The sequence below is a fragment of the Proteus mirabilis HI4320 genome, assembly GCF_000069965.1.
GTDB classification, from domain to species: Bacteria; Pseudomonadota; Gammaproteobacteria; order Enterobacterales; family Enterobacteriaceae; genus Proteus; species Proteus mirabilis.
Map to the genome: position 1 here is coordinate 44,471 of NC_010554.1, position 14,928 is coordinate 59,398.

General features: G+C 38.4%; 13 protein-coding genes. 9 read left to right on the forward strand and 4 right to left on the reverse strand.

Annotated elements, in window-relative coordinates; translation table 11 throughout:
* Positions 1-144: 144 nt before the first annotated feature.
* Together dkgA and PMI_RS00120 are read right to left on the reverse strand one after the other, a co-directional pair.
* Positions 145-975 carry a 2,5-didehydrogluconate reductase DkgA gene (gene dkgA / locus PMI_RS00115; protein WP_012367446.1) on the reverse strand — a complete coding sequence of 277 codons (831 nt, stop codon included), beginning with the start codon at positions 973-975 and terminating at the stop codon, positions 145-147.
* Between the two features lie 27 nt (positions 976-1,002).
* Positions 1,003-2,160, reverse strand: a complete 1,158-nt coding sequence (locus tag PMI_RS00120) for an iron-containing alcohol dehydrogenase (RefSeq protein ID WP_004248982.1) — start codon at positions 2,158-2,160, stop codon at positions 1,003-1,005.
* A gap of 187 nt (positions 2,161-2,347) precedes the next feature.
* On the opposite strand from PMI_RS00120, the gene PMI_RS00125 reads away from it, so the two are divergent.
* Positions 2,348-3,130 carry a class I SAM-dependent methyltransferase gene (locus PMI_RS00125; protein ID WP_004245193.1) on the forward strand — a complete coding sequence of 261 codons (783 nt, stop codon included), beginning with the start codon at positions 2,348-2,350 and terminating at the stop codon, positions 3,128-3,130.
* 177 nt (positions 3,131-3,307) lie between these two features.
* Here the strand turns inward: PMI_RS00125 and PMI_RS00130 are convergent, their stop codons facing one another.
* Together PMI_RS00130 and metC are read right to left on the reverse strand one after the other, a co-directional pair.
* Positions 3,308-3,979: a DedA family protein gene (locus tag PMI_RS00130; RefSeq protein WP_004248983.1), complete on the reverse strand. Its 672-nt coding sequence runs from the start codon at positions 3,977-3,979 to the stop codon at positions 3,308-3,310.
* A 124-nt stretch (positions 3,980-4,103) separates the two neighbouring features.
* Positions 4,104-5,297, reverse strand: coding sequence for a cystathionine beta-lyase (metC, locus tag PMI_RS00135; protein ID WP_004245190.1), 1,194 nt, complete (start codon positions 5,295-5,297; stop codon positions 4,104-4,106).
* Positions 5,298-5,627: 330 nt separating this feature from the next.
* Between metC and exbB the strand changes: the two genes are divergently transcribed.
* The 8 genes from exbB (at position 5,628) to hybE (ending at position 14,887) form a co-directional block, all read left to right on the forward strand.
* A complete protein-coding gene (exbB, locus tag PMI_RS00140) occupies positions 5,628-6,638 on the forward strand; it encodes a tonB-system energizer ExbB (protein WP_004248988.1) in 1,011 nt (336 codons plus the stop codon).
* Positions 6,639-6,644: 6 nt separating this feature from the next.
* Entirely contained in the window at positions 6,645-7,073 is a 429-nt protein-coding gene (gene exbD / locus PMI_RS00145) for a TonB system transport protein ExbD (RefSeq protein ID WP_004245188.1), read from the forward strand.
* A gap of 1,832 nt (positions 7,074-8,905) precedes the next feature.
* Entirely contained in the window at positions 8,906-10,030 is a 1,125-nt protein-coding gene (gene hybO / locus PMI_RS00150) for a hydrogenase 2 small subunit (RefSeq protein ID WP_004245185.1), read from the forward strand.
* Complete coding sequence (gene hybA, locus PMI_RS00155) at positions 10,027-11,040, forward strand: hydrogenase 2 operon protein HybA (RefSeq protein WP_004245184.1); 1,014 nt, start codon at positions 10,027-10,029, stop codon at positions 11,038-11,040. The genes hybO and hybA overlap by 4 nt, the downstream gene beginning before the upstream one ends.
* Positions 11,027-12,208, forward strand: coding sequence for a Ni/Fe-hydrogenase cytochrome b subunit (gene hybB, locus PMI_RS00160; RefSeq protein ID WP_004245183.1), 1,182 nt, complete (start codon positions 11,027-11,029; stop codon positions 12,206-12,208). The genes hybA and hybB overlap by 14 nt, the downstream gene beginning before the upstream one ends.
* Positions 12,205-13,908: a hydrogenase 2 large subunit gene (hybC, locus tag PMI_RS00165; RefSeq protein ID WP_004248989.1), complete on the forward strand. Its 1,704-nt coding sequence runs from the start codon at positions 12,205-12,207 to the stop codon at positions 13,906-13,908. Before hybB ends, hybC begins: the two co-directional genes overlap by 4 nt.
* Positions 13,908-14,396, forward strand: a complete 489-nt coding sequence (locus PMI_RS00170) for a HyaD/HybD family hydrogenase maturation endopeptidase (RefSeq protein ID WP_004245181.1) — start codon at positions 13,908-13,910, stop codon at positions 14,394-14,396. The genes hybC and PMI_RS00170 overlap by 1 nt, the downstream gene beginning before the upstream one ends.
* Positions 14,393-14,887: a hydrogenase-2 assembly chaperone gene (gene hybE / locus PMI_RS00175; RefSeq protein ID WP_004245180.1), complete on the forward strand. Its 495-nt coding sequence runs from the start codon at positions 14,393-14,395 to the stop codon at positions 14,885-14,887. The genes PMI_RS00170 and hybE overlap by 4 nt, the downstream gene beginning before the upstream one ends.
* Positions 14,888-14,928: the final 41 nt, after the last annotated feature.

Genomic DNA, 14,928 nt, shown 5'->3' on the forward strand with positions numbered 1-14,928 from the left:
GACATGCGCTAATCATATATTAAAAAACAATAAATTTACTTTGTCTTATTTTAAAGTGTAATGATATAAAATATATATCATTGGTATAGTTAATAAAAAGCCAATAGCAAGAGTACTATTGGCTTACTTATAGAGCGTGAAATACTAGATATCAACAAAAGTATCAGGATCAGGCCCCAACCGCTTTCCTTTATCTAGTTGTTTTATTTCAGCAACTTCTTCTTTTTCTAATTTGAAATCAAAGATATGGAAGTTTTCTTCAATACGAGAAGGGGTAACTGATTTAGGAATAACAACCAAGCCACTATCTAAATGCCAACGTAACACAATTTGTGCCGGTGTTTTTTGGTATTTTTCTGCCAGTTTCTGAATAATTGGTTGATCAAACACGCCTTCACCACCTTGTGCTAAAGGACTCCATGATTCTGTCACAATATTATGGGTGGTATTCCAAGCTCTTAATGAAGCTTGTTGCATCAATGGGTGAATTTCAATCTGATTAATGACAGGGGAAACGCCCGTTTCTGTAATAATGCGCTCAAGGTGCTCTTCTTTAAAATTACATACCCCAATACTTTTAACCAGTCCCTCTTTTTGTAACACAATCATCTGCTTCCAAGCGTCAAGGTATAGCTCGCGAGATGGCACTGGCCAATGCATTAAATAGAGATCAACATAATCAAGTTGTAATCGCTCAAGGCTTTCAAGTAATGCACCACGAGCATGGGATTGATCGTTGTTCCATAATTTGGTGGTAATAAATAATTCGTCTCGAGGAATAGTGCTTTGCTTTAATGCCTTACCAACACCTTCTTCGTTATGATAAATAGCGGCGGTATCAATCAGACGATAACCTGTGTCTAAAGCATGATGTACCGCTTTAATAACTTGATCATTATCTGCTTGCCAAACCCCAAGTCCAAGTTGTGGAATAGTGTTGCCATCAGATAGTTGGATCAATTTAGGATTACTCATTATATACCTCCAGTTGCCTTTAAGTACTTAGAGTGCTGCCATATAGATACGCTGGCTGACTTCCAAGGTGATATCCTGATGTTCACCGAGTGCGGTTTGTCCATGTTGTTGCAGTTTTTGCACTAAGGCAGGAATATCCGCTTCACTGATATTAAAGTCAGACAGCCGTGTTTTTAGTCCCATGCGTTCAAAGAACTTACGAGTCTCATTGATGGCGCTATCGATTTTAAATGCATCAGAGCCTTGATGGATCCCCCACACTTTTTGTGCATATTGGATCAACTTAGCGTATTTCTCCTGACGTTTTTCGTTTAATAGCGCGGGTAAGACAATCGCGAGGGTTTGTGCGTGATCAAGCCCGTGTAATGCAGTAATTTCATGGCCTAATGCATGGGTTGCCCAATCTTGCGGTACACCGACACCAAGAATACCATTAAGTGCTTGGGATGCTGTCCACATTATATTAGCACGGATATCGTAGTCTTGTGGTGAGGTGAGGGCTTTCGGTCCTTCTTCGATTAAGATCCTTAATAGGCCTTCTGCATATTCATCTTGTACAAGCGCATTTACCGGATAAGTAAGATATTGCTCTAAAATATGAATAAATGCGTCAACAACGCCATTAGCGGTTTGTCTTGGTGGTAAAGAAAACGTTGCAGTTGGATCTAAAATAGCGCAATGAGGATAAACATGTGGGCTAGCAAAACTTTGTTTATCCATCGTTTGTTTTTTACTGATCACGGAAAAACAATTGGTTTCAGAGCCAGTTGCTGGAAGGGTTAGTACACAGCTTAATGGCAGTGCTTTTTCAATTGCCTGACCTCGGCTAGTGACAATCTCCCAAGGCTCTCCTTGATAAGGTATTGCAGCCGCAATAAATTTGGTTCCATCAACAACAGAGCCTCCTCCTACAGCCAGTAAATGAGTAATACCGTGATAACGAGCGTAAGCAACAGCTTTCATTAGCGTTTCATACGAAGGATTGGGTTCAATACCGCCAAACTCATGAATTTGATACCCTGGTAAGGCCGCATGCACTTGATCAAGTATCCCATTGCGCTTAATACTTCCACCGCCATAAGTTAATAAAATTCTTTCATTTTTCCCAATTTCAGAACGTAATTTTGCAATTTGTCCTTGACCAAAATGAATTCGAGTGGGGGAGTAATAAGTGAAATTTTGCATGGTTGTTTCCACCTTAATTTTATGTTCTTGATATGCTGTAGCATGACAAATCATTAGGAAAAATTATTTCACTGTATATAGACGGGATAATATGACATCACTATAACAGCGGGGTTATGAATGCGAGTGTTAAACCCTTTTTTTCATAACTATAGTTATTAATTGTAGTTAATTTATAAGGAGTAGTATGAAAAGTCATTATTTAACATTAAACCAAGCTCATTGGGATAAACAAGCCGCAATGCAAAATCAATGGTCTAAACCCGTGGACGATAAAGAAATTATCGAGGCAAAAAAAGGAAACTGGAAAGTACATTTAACGCCGAATCCCGTTAAAAAGGAGTGGTTAGCAGATATTAAAGGTAAAAATATACTCTGCTTAGCTTCAGCTGGTGGGCAACAAGCACCTATTTTAGCTGCTGCTGGTGGTATTGTGACCGTTTTTGATTTATCTGAAGGGCAACTGAGTAAAGATAGTCAATTGGCACAAAAACATCAGTTAGCTTTAACTACTCAACAAGGGGATATGGCTGATTTATCGGTATTTTCTGATGAAAGTTTTGATATTGTTTTTCATCCAATTTCAAATCTTTATGTACCTGATGTTAATCCTGTTTGGCAAGAATGTTATCGTGTATTGAGAAAAAACGGAGTTCTTATGGCGAGTTTTTATAACCCTGTAGTTTTTGTTGATGACAGAAATCAGGCATTGCGTGCACAAGGATTAATGAGACCGACTTATCGTTTGCCTTATAGTGATCAAAATTCATTACCTTCAGATATTTTGCAAGAAAAAATTGCAAAGGGAGACGGACTTGTATTTGGTCATTCGTTGACAGATTTGATTGGTGGGCAATTAAGAGCAGGTTTTTTATTACAAGATTTTGTTGAAGATTTTGCTCCTCAGGCTCGTTTTTTAATTGATAGTTATATTCCAACATTTCTTGCTTCGAAAGCCATTAAAATATAATAAATCAATTAGTTGAAATATTACCATTACAATAATAAATCTGTTTTATAAATATCTTAATAGGATAGGAGATAAGAAAATGAACAACTGAACGTGTGTCACAGCATCGAATAATACATAAAAAACGCCATTATTTTCACTTTAAATAATGGCGTTTTTGGTGTTACTCGAAATGGCTTATTTGGCGCTGTTATTGCTACTTTTACGATGACGAATATACATCACAATAGAGCCAATTAAACCGGCAGTTAATAGTAATACTGGTAATGTCATAAGAATATTCATCACCAATGTTTCATGTTTTTGAATAAAAGGGATCAGGTTCAGTATATAACCTAATGAGACAATAAGACCGACCCATAAGAAGCCACTAATCCAGTTAAATAGTTGAAAGCGACGTTGTTGTAATTCAGATAAACCGGCCAAAGTTGGTAGTAATGTACGTACAAAACCGATAAAACGGCCAATTAATAGTGCGTACAGGCCTCGACGATGGAAAAGATCATTGGCTTTATGGTGATATTGTTCGGGTAATTGAGCCATCCAACGTTTGACCACTTTAGTATCACTTAGCCAGCGGCCTTGCAGAAAGCCAAGCCAGCTACCAATACTCGCGGCAGTACCTAACACAATAATGGTTGGCAAGAAATGTAAAACATCTTTGGCAATTAATGCACCACAGAGAATTAATAATGTATCGCCGGGTAGAAATGCGGCAGGTAGAACCCCATTTTCCAGCATAATAATAACAAAAAGAACAATATAAATAATCCACAAAATATTTGGATCAGCTAGCACCATATAATCATGTTGCAGTAGCGCGTGAATTATCTCTTTTAATGTACCCATTCGGCGAACTCGCATCACAAAAAAACTATATGAGAGCTATTCTAACGTAAAAAGAAGATGATCGTTTGATTTAATCCCTGTGAAACCACAGGGATAGCTTTTTTTTAATAAAAAAAGAGATGAATTAGTTAGAAATACGTAAAAATGCTTGCTCTAGATCTTCAATTAAATCATCAATATTTTCTAAGCCGATATGTACTCTAAATAAGGTTCCTGCGAGAGTGGGCTGAGTGTCATATTGTCGCATCGCTTTAATATCATTGGGATGATAGCCTAAAATAAGAGATTCAAATCCACCCCATGAAAAGGCCATTTTAAACAGGGATAAGTTATCAAGAAAACGTGAAAATTCCTCAGTGGTGAGGATCTTTTTTAGACTAAAAGAGAACAACCCATTACTTCCAGTAAAATCACGTTGAAAATAGGTGTGCCCCGGACAAGAAGAGAGTGCTGGATGGTAGACATTATCCACTAGCGGGTGCTGTTTTAACCAACGCGCAATTTCTAATCCACTTTGCTCATGTTGTTTCATTCTAACTGCTAAGGTTCTTAAACCACGAGCTGCCATATAAGCTGTATCCGGATCTGCGCACTGGCCTAATAAATACGTGTTTTCACGTAATTGTGGCCAACAACGTTGATTAGCAACAGCAAAACCTAACATACCATCTGAGTGACCAATAATATATTTGGTCGCTGATTGGATAGAAATATCAGCACCTAAAGTAAGAGGTTTAAGTAATAAACCTGCTGCCCACGTATTATCAATCATTATAATAATATTTGGGTTATAGTGTCTTACCGCAGTGATAATACCTTGTAAATCTTGCACTTCCATCGTAATAGAGCCGGGTGATTCTAGAAAAACAATTTTTGTTTCAGGGCGTAATAATTGACTAATTTCAGTGCCGATTAAGGGATCAAAATAGGTTGTGGTGACAGAAAATTTACTTAATATCTGATCACAAAAATTTTGCGTGGGATCGTAAGCGGAACCAGTCACAAGGATATGACAACCTTGTTCAATAAACGCAAGAATAGATTGAGTAATAGCCGCCGCACCTGATGGAAATAATGCGCAACCGGTCCCTTGTTCTAGTTCGGTTAGTGCCTCTTGTAGTGCAAAATGCGTGGTAGTACCTCTTCGCCCATAAAATAGAGCTCCTTCAGCTCGTTTTTGGGTGGCTTCACGTTTTTGGGCAACCGTATCAAAAATAACCGATGAAGTTCGCTGTATAATAGGGTTTACTGCGCCTTGTGAATATTTTTTTGATCGACCACTTAATAGCAGTGAGGTTTCTGGTTTTTTTTGCGTCATCCGTTATACCTACTTGTTATGTAATGATGTGTTTACCCCAAGTTAATGCATTTTTTACTGAAGTACAAAAGAGGATCGCGACAGTTGATAAAATTTCACGTTATATGAAATAACGAAAAATTGTCTTAAAAATCGACAAATGAAAAAAAAATGGCTAAATAGTAATGATAATTACTATCAAAATGCTTCATGTTTGATATCATCTGAGCGTTTCTCTTTTTCCTGATGGCAACAGGATGATTGTAAATAAACGATTTTGGGTAAGTAGTGAAATAGAAACTTCATTACTGAATAGATAATTAGATAAGAAAGAGAGTAAAAGGCCAACTGATGCGTAATTTGACAGCTTCTATTATATTGGCAATCGGTCTGACAGGCTCTGCTTTTGCGGATACGACACCGGCTAAGCAAACTGAGCAACCTGCGACTACGGCCACTTCTTCAACCGCTTCTACACAGGGAACGGCGACTACAACGATTGCACCAACAGCAGAAAATACGGCAACGCCAACGGGGGAAGCAGCCAAAACGGCAACTTCTGAAACACCAGTGGCAGAAGAGAATACATCGACGAGCACAGGAGATGCTGCACAGACAGCTCTAGAGCCAGAAAATGCCACGCAAGGTGCGACACCTGAAATCGTCACTGGAGGGGGATTTGCTGAAGATCTCTCTGTTATGGGAATGTATCGCAATGCAGATCTCGTGGTAAAAAGTGTCATGATCGGTTTGCTACTCGCCTCTATTGTCACTTGGGCGCTGTTCTTTGCTAAAGGTAGCTACTTATTAGCATTACGTCGTCGTTTAAGAAATGAAAGTGCGCAATTAGTAGAAGCGAAATCCCTCAAAGAGGCATTAGCGATTAGCCAAAAATTTGGCAATAAAAGTGCGACAGCCGATTTTTTTAATGATGCTGAATTAGAGCGTACTTACTCTCAAGATAGTCACGTTGCATCCGGTATTAAAGAGCGTGTTGAGATGCGCATGGAGCGTCGTGTCGCGGCTATTATTCGTGAATTAGGACGTGGTAATGGTTATTTAGCGACCATTGGGGCAATTTCTCCTTTTATCGGTTTGTTTGGTACGGTTTGGGGGATCATGAATAGTTTTATTGGTATTGCGCATTCTCAAACTACCAACTTAGCGGTGGTTGCCCCCGGTATCGCAGAAGCATTATTAGCAACCGCCATCGGCTTGATTGCAGCTATCCCTGCGGTCATTATTTACAATATTTTTGCACGTATGATTTCCGGTTATCGTGGTGAAATTGGCGATATTGCAACAGGTGTAGTGACCTTAGTCAGTCGTGACTTAGATATTGAAAACAGCAAATCAAGGTAATGAATTATGGCAATGAATCTTGGTAATGATTCAGGTGAAGATAATGAATTGCATGATATTAACGTCACACCTTTTATTGATGTGATGTTAGTACTGCTGATTATCTTCATGGTAGCAGCCCCCTTAGCGACGGTTGATATTAAAGTCAATTTACCTGCTTCGAGTGCCAAGCCTCAACCTCGGCCAGAAAAACCTGTTTATTTGACGATTAAATCAGATAAACAGATTTTTATCGGTGAAGAGATGGTAACTCATGAGACGATGGCCAGTGTCTTGGATTCTATGACGCAGTCGAATAAAGAAACGACTATCTTTTTCCAAGCCGATAAAACGGTCGATTATGAAACTTTAATGGGGGCAATGGACTCATTAAGGAAGGCGGGATACCTCAAAGTAGGGCTAGTGGGGATGGAAACCGTATCATCGGGTAACTAATTTTTTACTTATATTATACTTAAAAATATCAGCACTCTATCAGTCATATTGTAATGATTAATAGAGTGCTTTTTTATTCACTAAAGATATAAATATGGTTATCTTTTTGTACTATTTATTTTTCTAGTATATTAATAGTTGCGCTAAAATAAAATTTAGCTTTAGTGTTAAATGTTATTAATCGTCTTTAGATTAAATTTTGTATAGTAGTATTAATTAAATTACTTAAGTGATTATGTGCTGAATCAATTAATAATAAGTAGATACTATTATTAAAGTTCCAATAGTATCAATATTCGTTAACTATTCATATTTTTTCACTTTTTATTTGATAAATATTTTTGTTCTTATGGTAAATATGACTATAACCACATGATTAATAATGTTTTTATTGCTATTTGGTTTAAGTGTAAAAAAACTTGCGCAAAAAATTCTATTGGATATAATGCATTCCAGTTACAAATTGAAACATGTTGTAACCTGTAACAACGCCTAATTTATTTATTATCTAAGTTTCCGTTTTGGTTACTTACTTTTTTTATTACACCAGGTAGATCGTTGTTTTCAGTCATTCAATTACTGATAAGTTGATTTTATTTACTTATCTATACTGCAACGGATATTTTTGTCGGTTGTGAGTAAAATATAAAGAGAAAGGCAGAGAACTACACATAGCATTTTTATTATTTTAATAAATTTAAAAGCCATAGTACTTCGCGGTACTATGGCTTTTTGTTTTATTACGCAGCAAATGTGTGTTTCATCTTGTCTAGAGCCCGCTTATACCATCGGTTGTTTTCTTTCTTTCTATCTATCTATCTATGCAAGTCCTGCTACACCAACAAATTGTTAACACTCTTCGCGAGGCGTTTTTAGATTTTGTGACACATTTTTCTGCTATTGTGCCAAAAACACATTATTACTTTGTCTTTGTCAGTATCAAGCATCAATTTGCTACCAATATTTAACATCAAAATTGAGTTAGCGTTATCCAACTAGCAAAATCGCAATGTTATAAAATAACCATTAGTAATAATTTCAAAATAATATTAATTAGCTATTGTGGAGTATTTCTGGGAGTTAACCACCGGTTGTTATAATGGATTACTTATCTAACAAGTCGTTTTTACGACACTAAATTGTTATTCCAAAAACGAATATACTTATAACTATATGAAAAATTATGAGAAAAACAGGTTGATCGCTGGTTAAAATATAGACGGTTTAAGTATTGATTACGATAAAGTCATCAATAAAGATCGTAATGAAGATAACTTTGTTGATTAATCAATCTAGTAATGAAATTAGAGATATTAATGTAATTATTTATTATTTATAAAATCCAGTTTTTAACAATTTATATAATGTAATACAAAGGTTGATAATATGAAAATAACCATCATATTTATAATTAAAAAAATATATTAAGTTATTTATAATAATGTGGGTTGAAAATTAGAAATAATAAATTATTATTTTTGTATTATTTTAAATATATTGTCTTATAAATTGATTGTTTTTTGTGTTTTCTGTATCTATTTGATTTTAAATGATTTGTATTATTTTTAATTAGCTCATTTTTTGATAATAAGAATTATTACTACTTATTTTATCATTACTATATAAAGAATAATTAATTTTAAATTGACCATATATATTAAAAATCCATCTTAAACATTAAATAGCTGAAACGTTTTTTCTCGCATAAAAGAATAATTTATTTTTTAATGAATTATCGCTTGATAATGATCAAGTCATTATTGTGTCGGAGTGTTAAAAAGGCGGTGTTTTAAAATTATTCCAATTAAAAATCATCATATCAGGAGAGATATATGGCCTTGGGGAATAATGTTTTTTCCCAACATGGTATTAACCGACGCGATTTTATGAAATTGTGCGCAGCGTTATCAGCTACCATGGGATTAAGCGGCAAAGCAGCCGCGCAAATGTCACAAGCAATGACATCACCTGAACGTCCACCTGTTATTTGGATTGGTGCTCAAGAGTGTACAGGTTGTACGGAATCTTTATTACGTGCGACTCACCCAACACTTGAAAACCTTGTTCTGGATGTTATCGCACTTGAATATCACGAAGTGCTCTCTTCCGCTTTTGGTTATCAAGCAGAAGAAAACAAACATAATGCGATGGAGAAATACAAAGGTAAATACGTCCTTGTTGTCGACGGTTCTATCCCTGACAAAGATGGCGGTATTTACTGTATGGTGGCAGGCAAACCTATTCTTGAGCATATCAAAGAAGCCGCTGAAGGTGCGGCGGCAATTATTGCTATCGGTTCTTGTTCTGCATGGGGTGGTGTGCCAGCTTCTGGAGGTAACCCTACTGGCGCTAAATCACTGGAAGCTATTTTACCGGGTAAAACAGTTATCAATATTCCAGGGTGTCCACCAAACCCACATAACTTCTTAGCTACAGTTGCACATATTATTACCTTTAATTCATTACCTAAGTTAGATAGCAAAAATAGACCGCTATTTGCATATGAGCGTCTAATACATGAAAACTGTGAACGCCGTCCTCATTTTGATGCGGGTCGTTTTGCTAAAGAATTTGGTGATGAAGGACACCGCCAAGGCTGGTGCTTATACCATTTAGGTTGTAAAGGACCTGAAACTTACGGTAACTGCCCAACATTAGAGTTTTGCGATATTGGTGGAGGAATTTGGCCTGTTGGTATTGGTCACCCTTGCTATGGCTGTAATGAAGAGGGTGTCGGATTTACGAAAGGTATTTTCCAACTTGCGAATGTTTATCAGCCAACACCAAAAGCACAAGTACCCGATGTTAACGCCAAAGAAGGTGGTGGTGTTTCTTATGGTGCAGCAGGCTTATTAGGTGCAGTTGTTGGTGCTGTTGCTGGGGTAAGTGTGATGGCTGTGCGTCAATTAGGCCGTGACAAAAATACCACAGGAGCCTCACAGGAGGATAAACGGTGAATAGGCGTCATTTCTTTAAGCTGGCATCAGGTGGGGTTCTCCTTGCGGGAATGGCACCCACTGCGAGTCATGCTGCGGCGCAGAACCGTCCTCCAATTCCTGGGGCTCTCGGTATGCTCTATGACTCTACACTCTGTGTAGGCTGTCAAGCATGTGTGACAAAATGTCAGGAAATTAATCATCCGGAACCCATGGAGCGTGGTGATACTTATGCTAATGGTGATCCGATCTGGTCAAACAATGACAAACTAAGTCCTTACACAAATAACATTATTCAAATTTGGCGTGATGGAACAGGTGAAAATAAAGATCAACTGGAAAACGGTTATGCCTTTATTAAGAAACAATGTATGCATTGCGTTGATGCTAACTGTGTTTCTGTGTGTCCTGTTTCAGCGTTAACCAAAGATCCGAAAACCGGTATTGTGCATTATCATGCAGATATCTGTACAGGTTGTCGTTACTGTATGGTGGGTTGTCCTTATAACATTCCTAAATACGATTATGATGATCCCTTCGGTAAGCTTTATAAATGTGAACTATGTAACCAAAAAGGGGTAGAGCGCTTAGATAAAGGCTTATTACCCGGCTGTGTTGAGGTTTGTCCAACAGGTGCTGTGATTTTTGGTACTCGTGAAGAGTTGCTTGAAGAAGCAAAACGCCGGTTAGCGAAAAAAGCGGGTGAAGAATATCACTATCCACGCCAAACCATTAATGGTGGCGATACTTATCTACATAAGATCCCAGAATATCAAGATCATATCTATGGTGAGTTTGAAGGTGGTGGTACGCAGGTGATGGTACTTTCCGCGGTGCCTTTTGAAAACCTAGGTATGCCAGAAGTGGCTCCATTATCAACGGGTGCGCGTTCTGAACATATTCAACATACGCTGTATAAAGGTATGGTTTTACCAATAGCAGCGCTTGCGGGCATTACTTATTTGGTTAACCGTAATAGTAAAAAACAAGAGCAGGAACACCATAAGGAGGATAACGATGTCGAGTCATGATCCTCGTCCACTTGGCGGTAAGTTATTTACTTTAGCTGTTAGAGTGTTTTTACCGCTTGCTGTGCTTGGTTTTATTCTTATTGGTAAGCGTTTGGTATTGGGTCTTGGGGATGTTTCCGATCTAAATGGCGGTTATCCTTGGGGTATTTGGATAGCCTTTGACTTACTTATCGGAACAGGCTTTGCGTGTGGTGGTTGGGCACTGGCATGGGCTGTTTATGTTTGTAATAAAGGTGAATTTCATCCCTTAGTACGTCCTGCATTATTAGCGAGCTTGTTCGGCTATTCGTTAGGTGGATTATCCATTGCAATCGATATTGGTCGTTACTGGAACATGCCTCACTTCTTTATGCCTCAATACTTTAACGTTAACTCCGTATTGTTTGAAACAGCAACTTGTATGACCATCTACATTATGGTGATGGCATTAGAGTTTTTACCTGCACTACTGGAACGTTTAGGTTGGAAAGTTTCGTTAAGACGCCTTAATAAAGCGATGTTCTTTATTATTGGTCTAGGCGCCTTATTGCCAACCATGCACCAATCCTCCATGGGATCATTAATGATTTCGGCAGGTTGGAAGGTGCATCCTCTGTGGCAATCTTATGAAATGCTACCGCTGTTCTCTTTATTAACCGCCTTTATCCTCGGTTTCACTATTGTTATTTTTGAAGGTTCTTTATTAAAAGCGAGCCGTACTATTAATGACGATGAAACACCGCTATTTACCAAGTTAACTAAAATCATAGAAGTACTTCTGATCACCTTCTTGGTATTACGTTGGGGTGAAGTGATCTGGAACGGTAAGCTGAGTTATATCGCTAAAGGGGATATGTTCTCTTGGTTATTCCTTGCAGAAAGTGCCTTGTTGTTTATTCCTCTGGTATTGATGCACCTGAAAAATAATCGTCGTAGCCCAAGAATGTTATTTGTCTGCGCATTATTTATGTTAGTGGGTGCGGCAATGTGGCGTATGAACTATTCATTAGTCGCTTATAACCCAGGCAACGGCTATCACTATTTCCCAACTGCAAGTGAGTTGTTGATTTCTATTGGCTTCGTTGCATTCGAAGTTACTGCTTACATTCTTATTATCCGTTTACTGCCGGTACTACCAGCACAAACAGAGTCAAATATACAATTAAAAAAGGCTGAGGTTAAATCATGAGCCAACGCATTACTATTGATCCTATTACCCGTATTGAAGGGCATTTACGCGTCGACTGTGAAATCGATAACGGAAAAGTCGTTAAAGCTTGGTCTTCCGGTACTATGTGGCGTGGAATGGAGGAGATCCTAAAAGGAAGCGATCCTCGTGATGCATGGATTATTGTGCAACGCATTTGTGGTGTTTGTACAACGGTTCACGCAATAGCCTCAGTACGTGCTGTAGAAGATGCCTTAGGGATGGATATTCCGGTTAATGCTCAGTATATCCGTAACTTAATTCTGGCTTCTCACATTATTCATGACCATATCGTCCATTTCTATCAGTTGTCTGCGATGGATTGGGTTGATATTACGGCAGCATTACAGGCAGATCCTGAAAAAGCCTCAGCGATGCTTAAAGGGGTTTCTCAATGGCAATTGAACTCTGCTGAAGAGTTCAGAAAAGTGCAGAAGAAAATTCAAGATTTGGTTGATAGCGGTCAGTTAGGTATTTTCGCTAATGGTTACTGGGGTCACTCAGCCATGAAATTACCTCCTGAAGTGAACTTGATTGCGGTAGCCCACTATCTACAAGCATTGGAATGCCAGCGCGATGCAAACCGCATTGTGGCCGTGTTAGGGGGTAAAACACCGCATATTCAAAACTTAGCAGTGGGCGGTGTTGCTAACCCAATTAACCTTGATGCACCGAATGTTCTCAATTTAGAACGTTTAATGTATGTAAAACACTTTATTGATAACTTGGGTGATTTTATTGAACAGGTTTATAAAGTGGATACTGCTATTTTTGCTGCTTATTATCCAGAGTGGTTAAAAATCGGTAAAGGGGCTAATTACTACTTATCTGTGCCTGAATTGCCTATTAATGGCAATAATACTGAGTTTTTACTCTCAGGTGGCTATATGGAAGGCGTTGATTTTTCTACTTATCGTCCAATCAAAGATTGGAAAGATCAAAACCTGAAAGACGGCATTGAAGAGAGTGGTAAACACGCATGGTATGAAGATGATGAACCATTAAAACCATGGGAAGGTTTAACTCGTCCTAAATACACCGGTTGGGATGAAAATAATAAATACTCATGGGTTAAGTCACCCACATTTTACGGCAAACCTGTAGAAGTAGGTACTTTAGCATGGTTAGTGTGTGGTTTAGCGGGTAAACATGAAGGCACAGTAAAACACTATAACGAAGTTAATCAGATCTACACCAAATTAACCGGTCAAACCTTGGTGACAGAGCAGTTAGAGTCAACTTGGGGACGCATTATTGGTCGTACCGTTCATGCTTGTGTATTACAAGATTCGCTTAACTTCTTATGGCAATCACTGGTTGATAATATTGGCCGTGGAGATACTGCTTCCTTTATTAAACCTGAGTTTGAGCCGGGTAAAGAGTATCGTGGCGTCGGTTTTGAAGAGGCTTCGCGCGGTATGCTATCTCACTGGATAGTCTTTAAAGATGGCAAAATCACAAACTATCAGGCGGTTGTTCCTTCAACATGGAATGCGGGTCCTCGTAACTTTAATGATGAACCGGGTCCTTATGAGTTATCACTAGTGGGAACGCCGGTGGCTGATCCTAACAAACCTCTGGAAGTGGTAAGAACCATTCACTCTTTCGACCCATGTATGGCTTGTGCTGTGCATATGGTTGATTTAACAGGTAAAGAATTAAGTAAGGTGAAGGTATTGTAATGCGTACACTTGTCTTAGGTATTGGTAATTTATTACTAAGCGATGAAGGCATTGGTGTTCGTATCGTAGAAGCGCTCGAAGAGCGCTTCTCTTTACCGGAGAACGTCGATGTTATTGATGGTGGCACATCAGGCATGGAAATTTTGCAAGATATTGCTGCAAGAGATTTATTGATTGTTGCTGATGCAGTAAGAAGCCAGCACGAGCCGGGCAGTATCTTTGTATTACATGATGATGATGTACCTGCATTATTTACCCAGAAAATTTCACCGCATCAACTCGGGCTATCGGATGTATTAATGGCCTTACGTATGACTGATGAATTTCCTCGCAAACTGATTTTAGTGGGTATTGAACCTGCTTCATTAGCGCCAAGTATGTCATTGTCAGATATTGGTCAGCAATCGATGGAAATAGCACTTGAACAAGTGGTTAATATTTTGCGTGAACATGGGATCACCGTAACCCCTAAAGAGGTAACAGCATGAGTGAATTAAATTGGGATATCACGGGATACGATGAACCACCTATTGAATTACTTGAAAGCAGTTTTCGAGAGATTGCCAAAAAAGAGATGCAAGCATTGCCTTTTTATAGAGAAAATATTCCCGTAAAAGCGGGAGGATTTACTTTATTTGAAAAGCAATGGATTGGAACAATTTTAACGCCTTGGATGCTAGAGCTTATTGTGTTGCCCGGGCCATCACAAGAGTGGCCAAGACGTAAAATTGGTGAGCGTATCGCCTTAGCGCTTCCTTGTGGTCAGGTTAAATTTGTCGTTGGTGAACTTGCTAATGGTGCTCAATATCTGGCTTGTTCATTAATGTCGCCACTTGATCGCCATTTACAAGGTGAGCAAGCGGTTGAGTTGGCAGAAAACAGTGCAAAAATGGCTCTTTCTCTTCCTGTTCAGACACAATCCGTCACAGAAGTTGATTTAAGTCGGCGTTCCCTGTTTCGTGGTCAGTTAAGATCATAATGTAGAACGTTTACGCGACACCGAGTCAAATTCTTCTTATT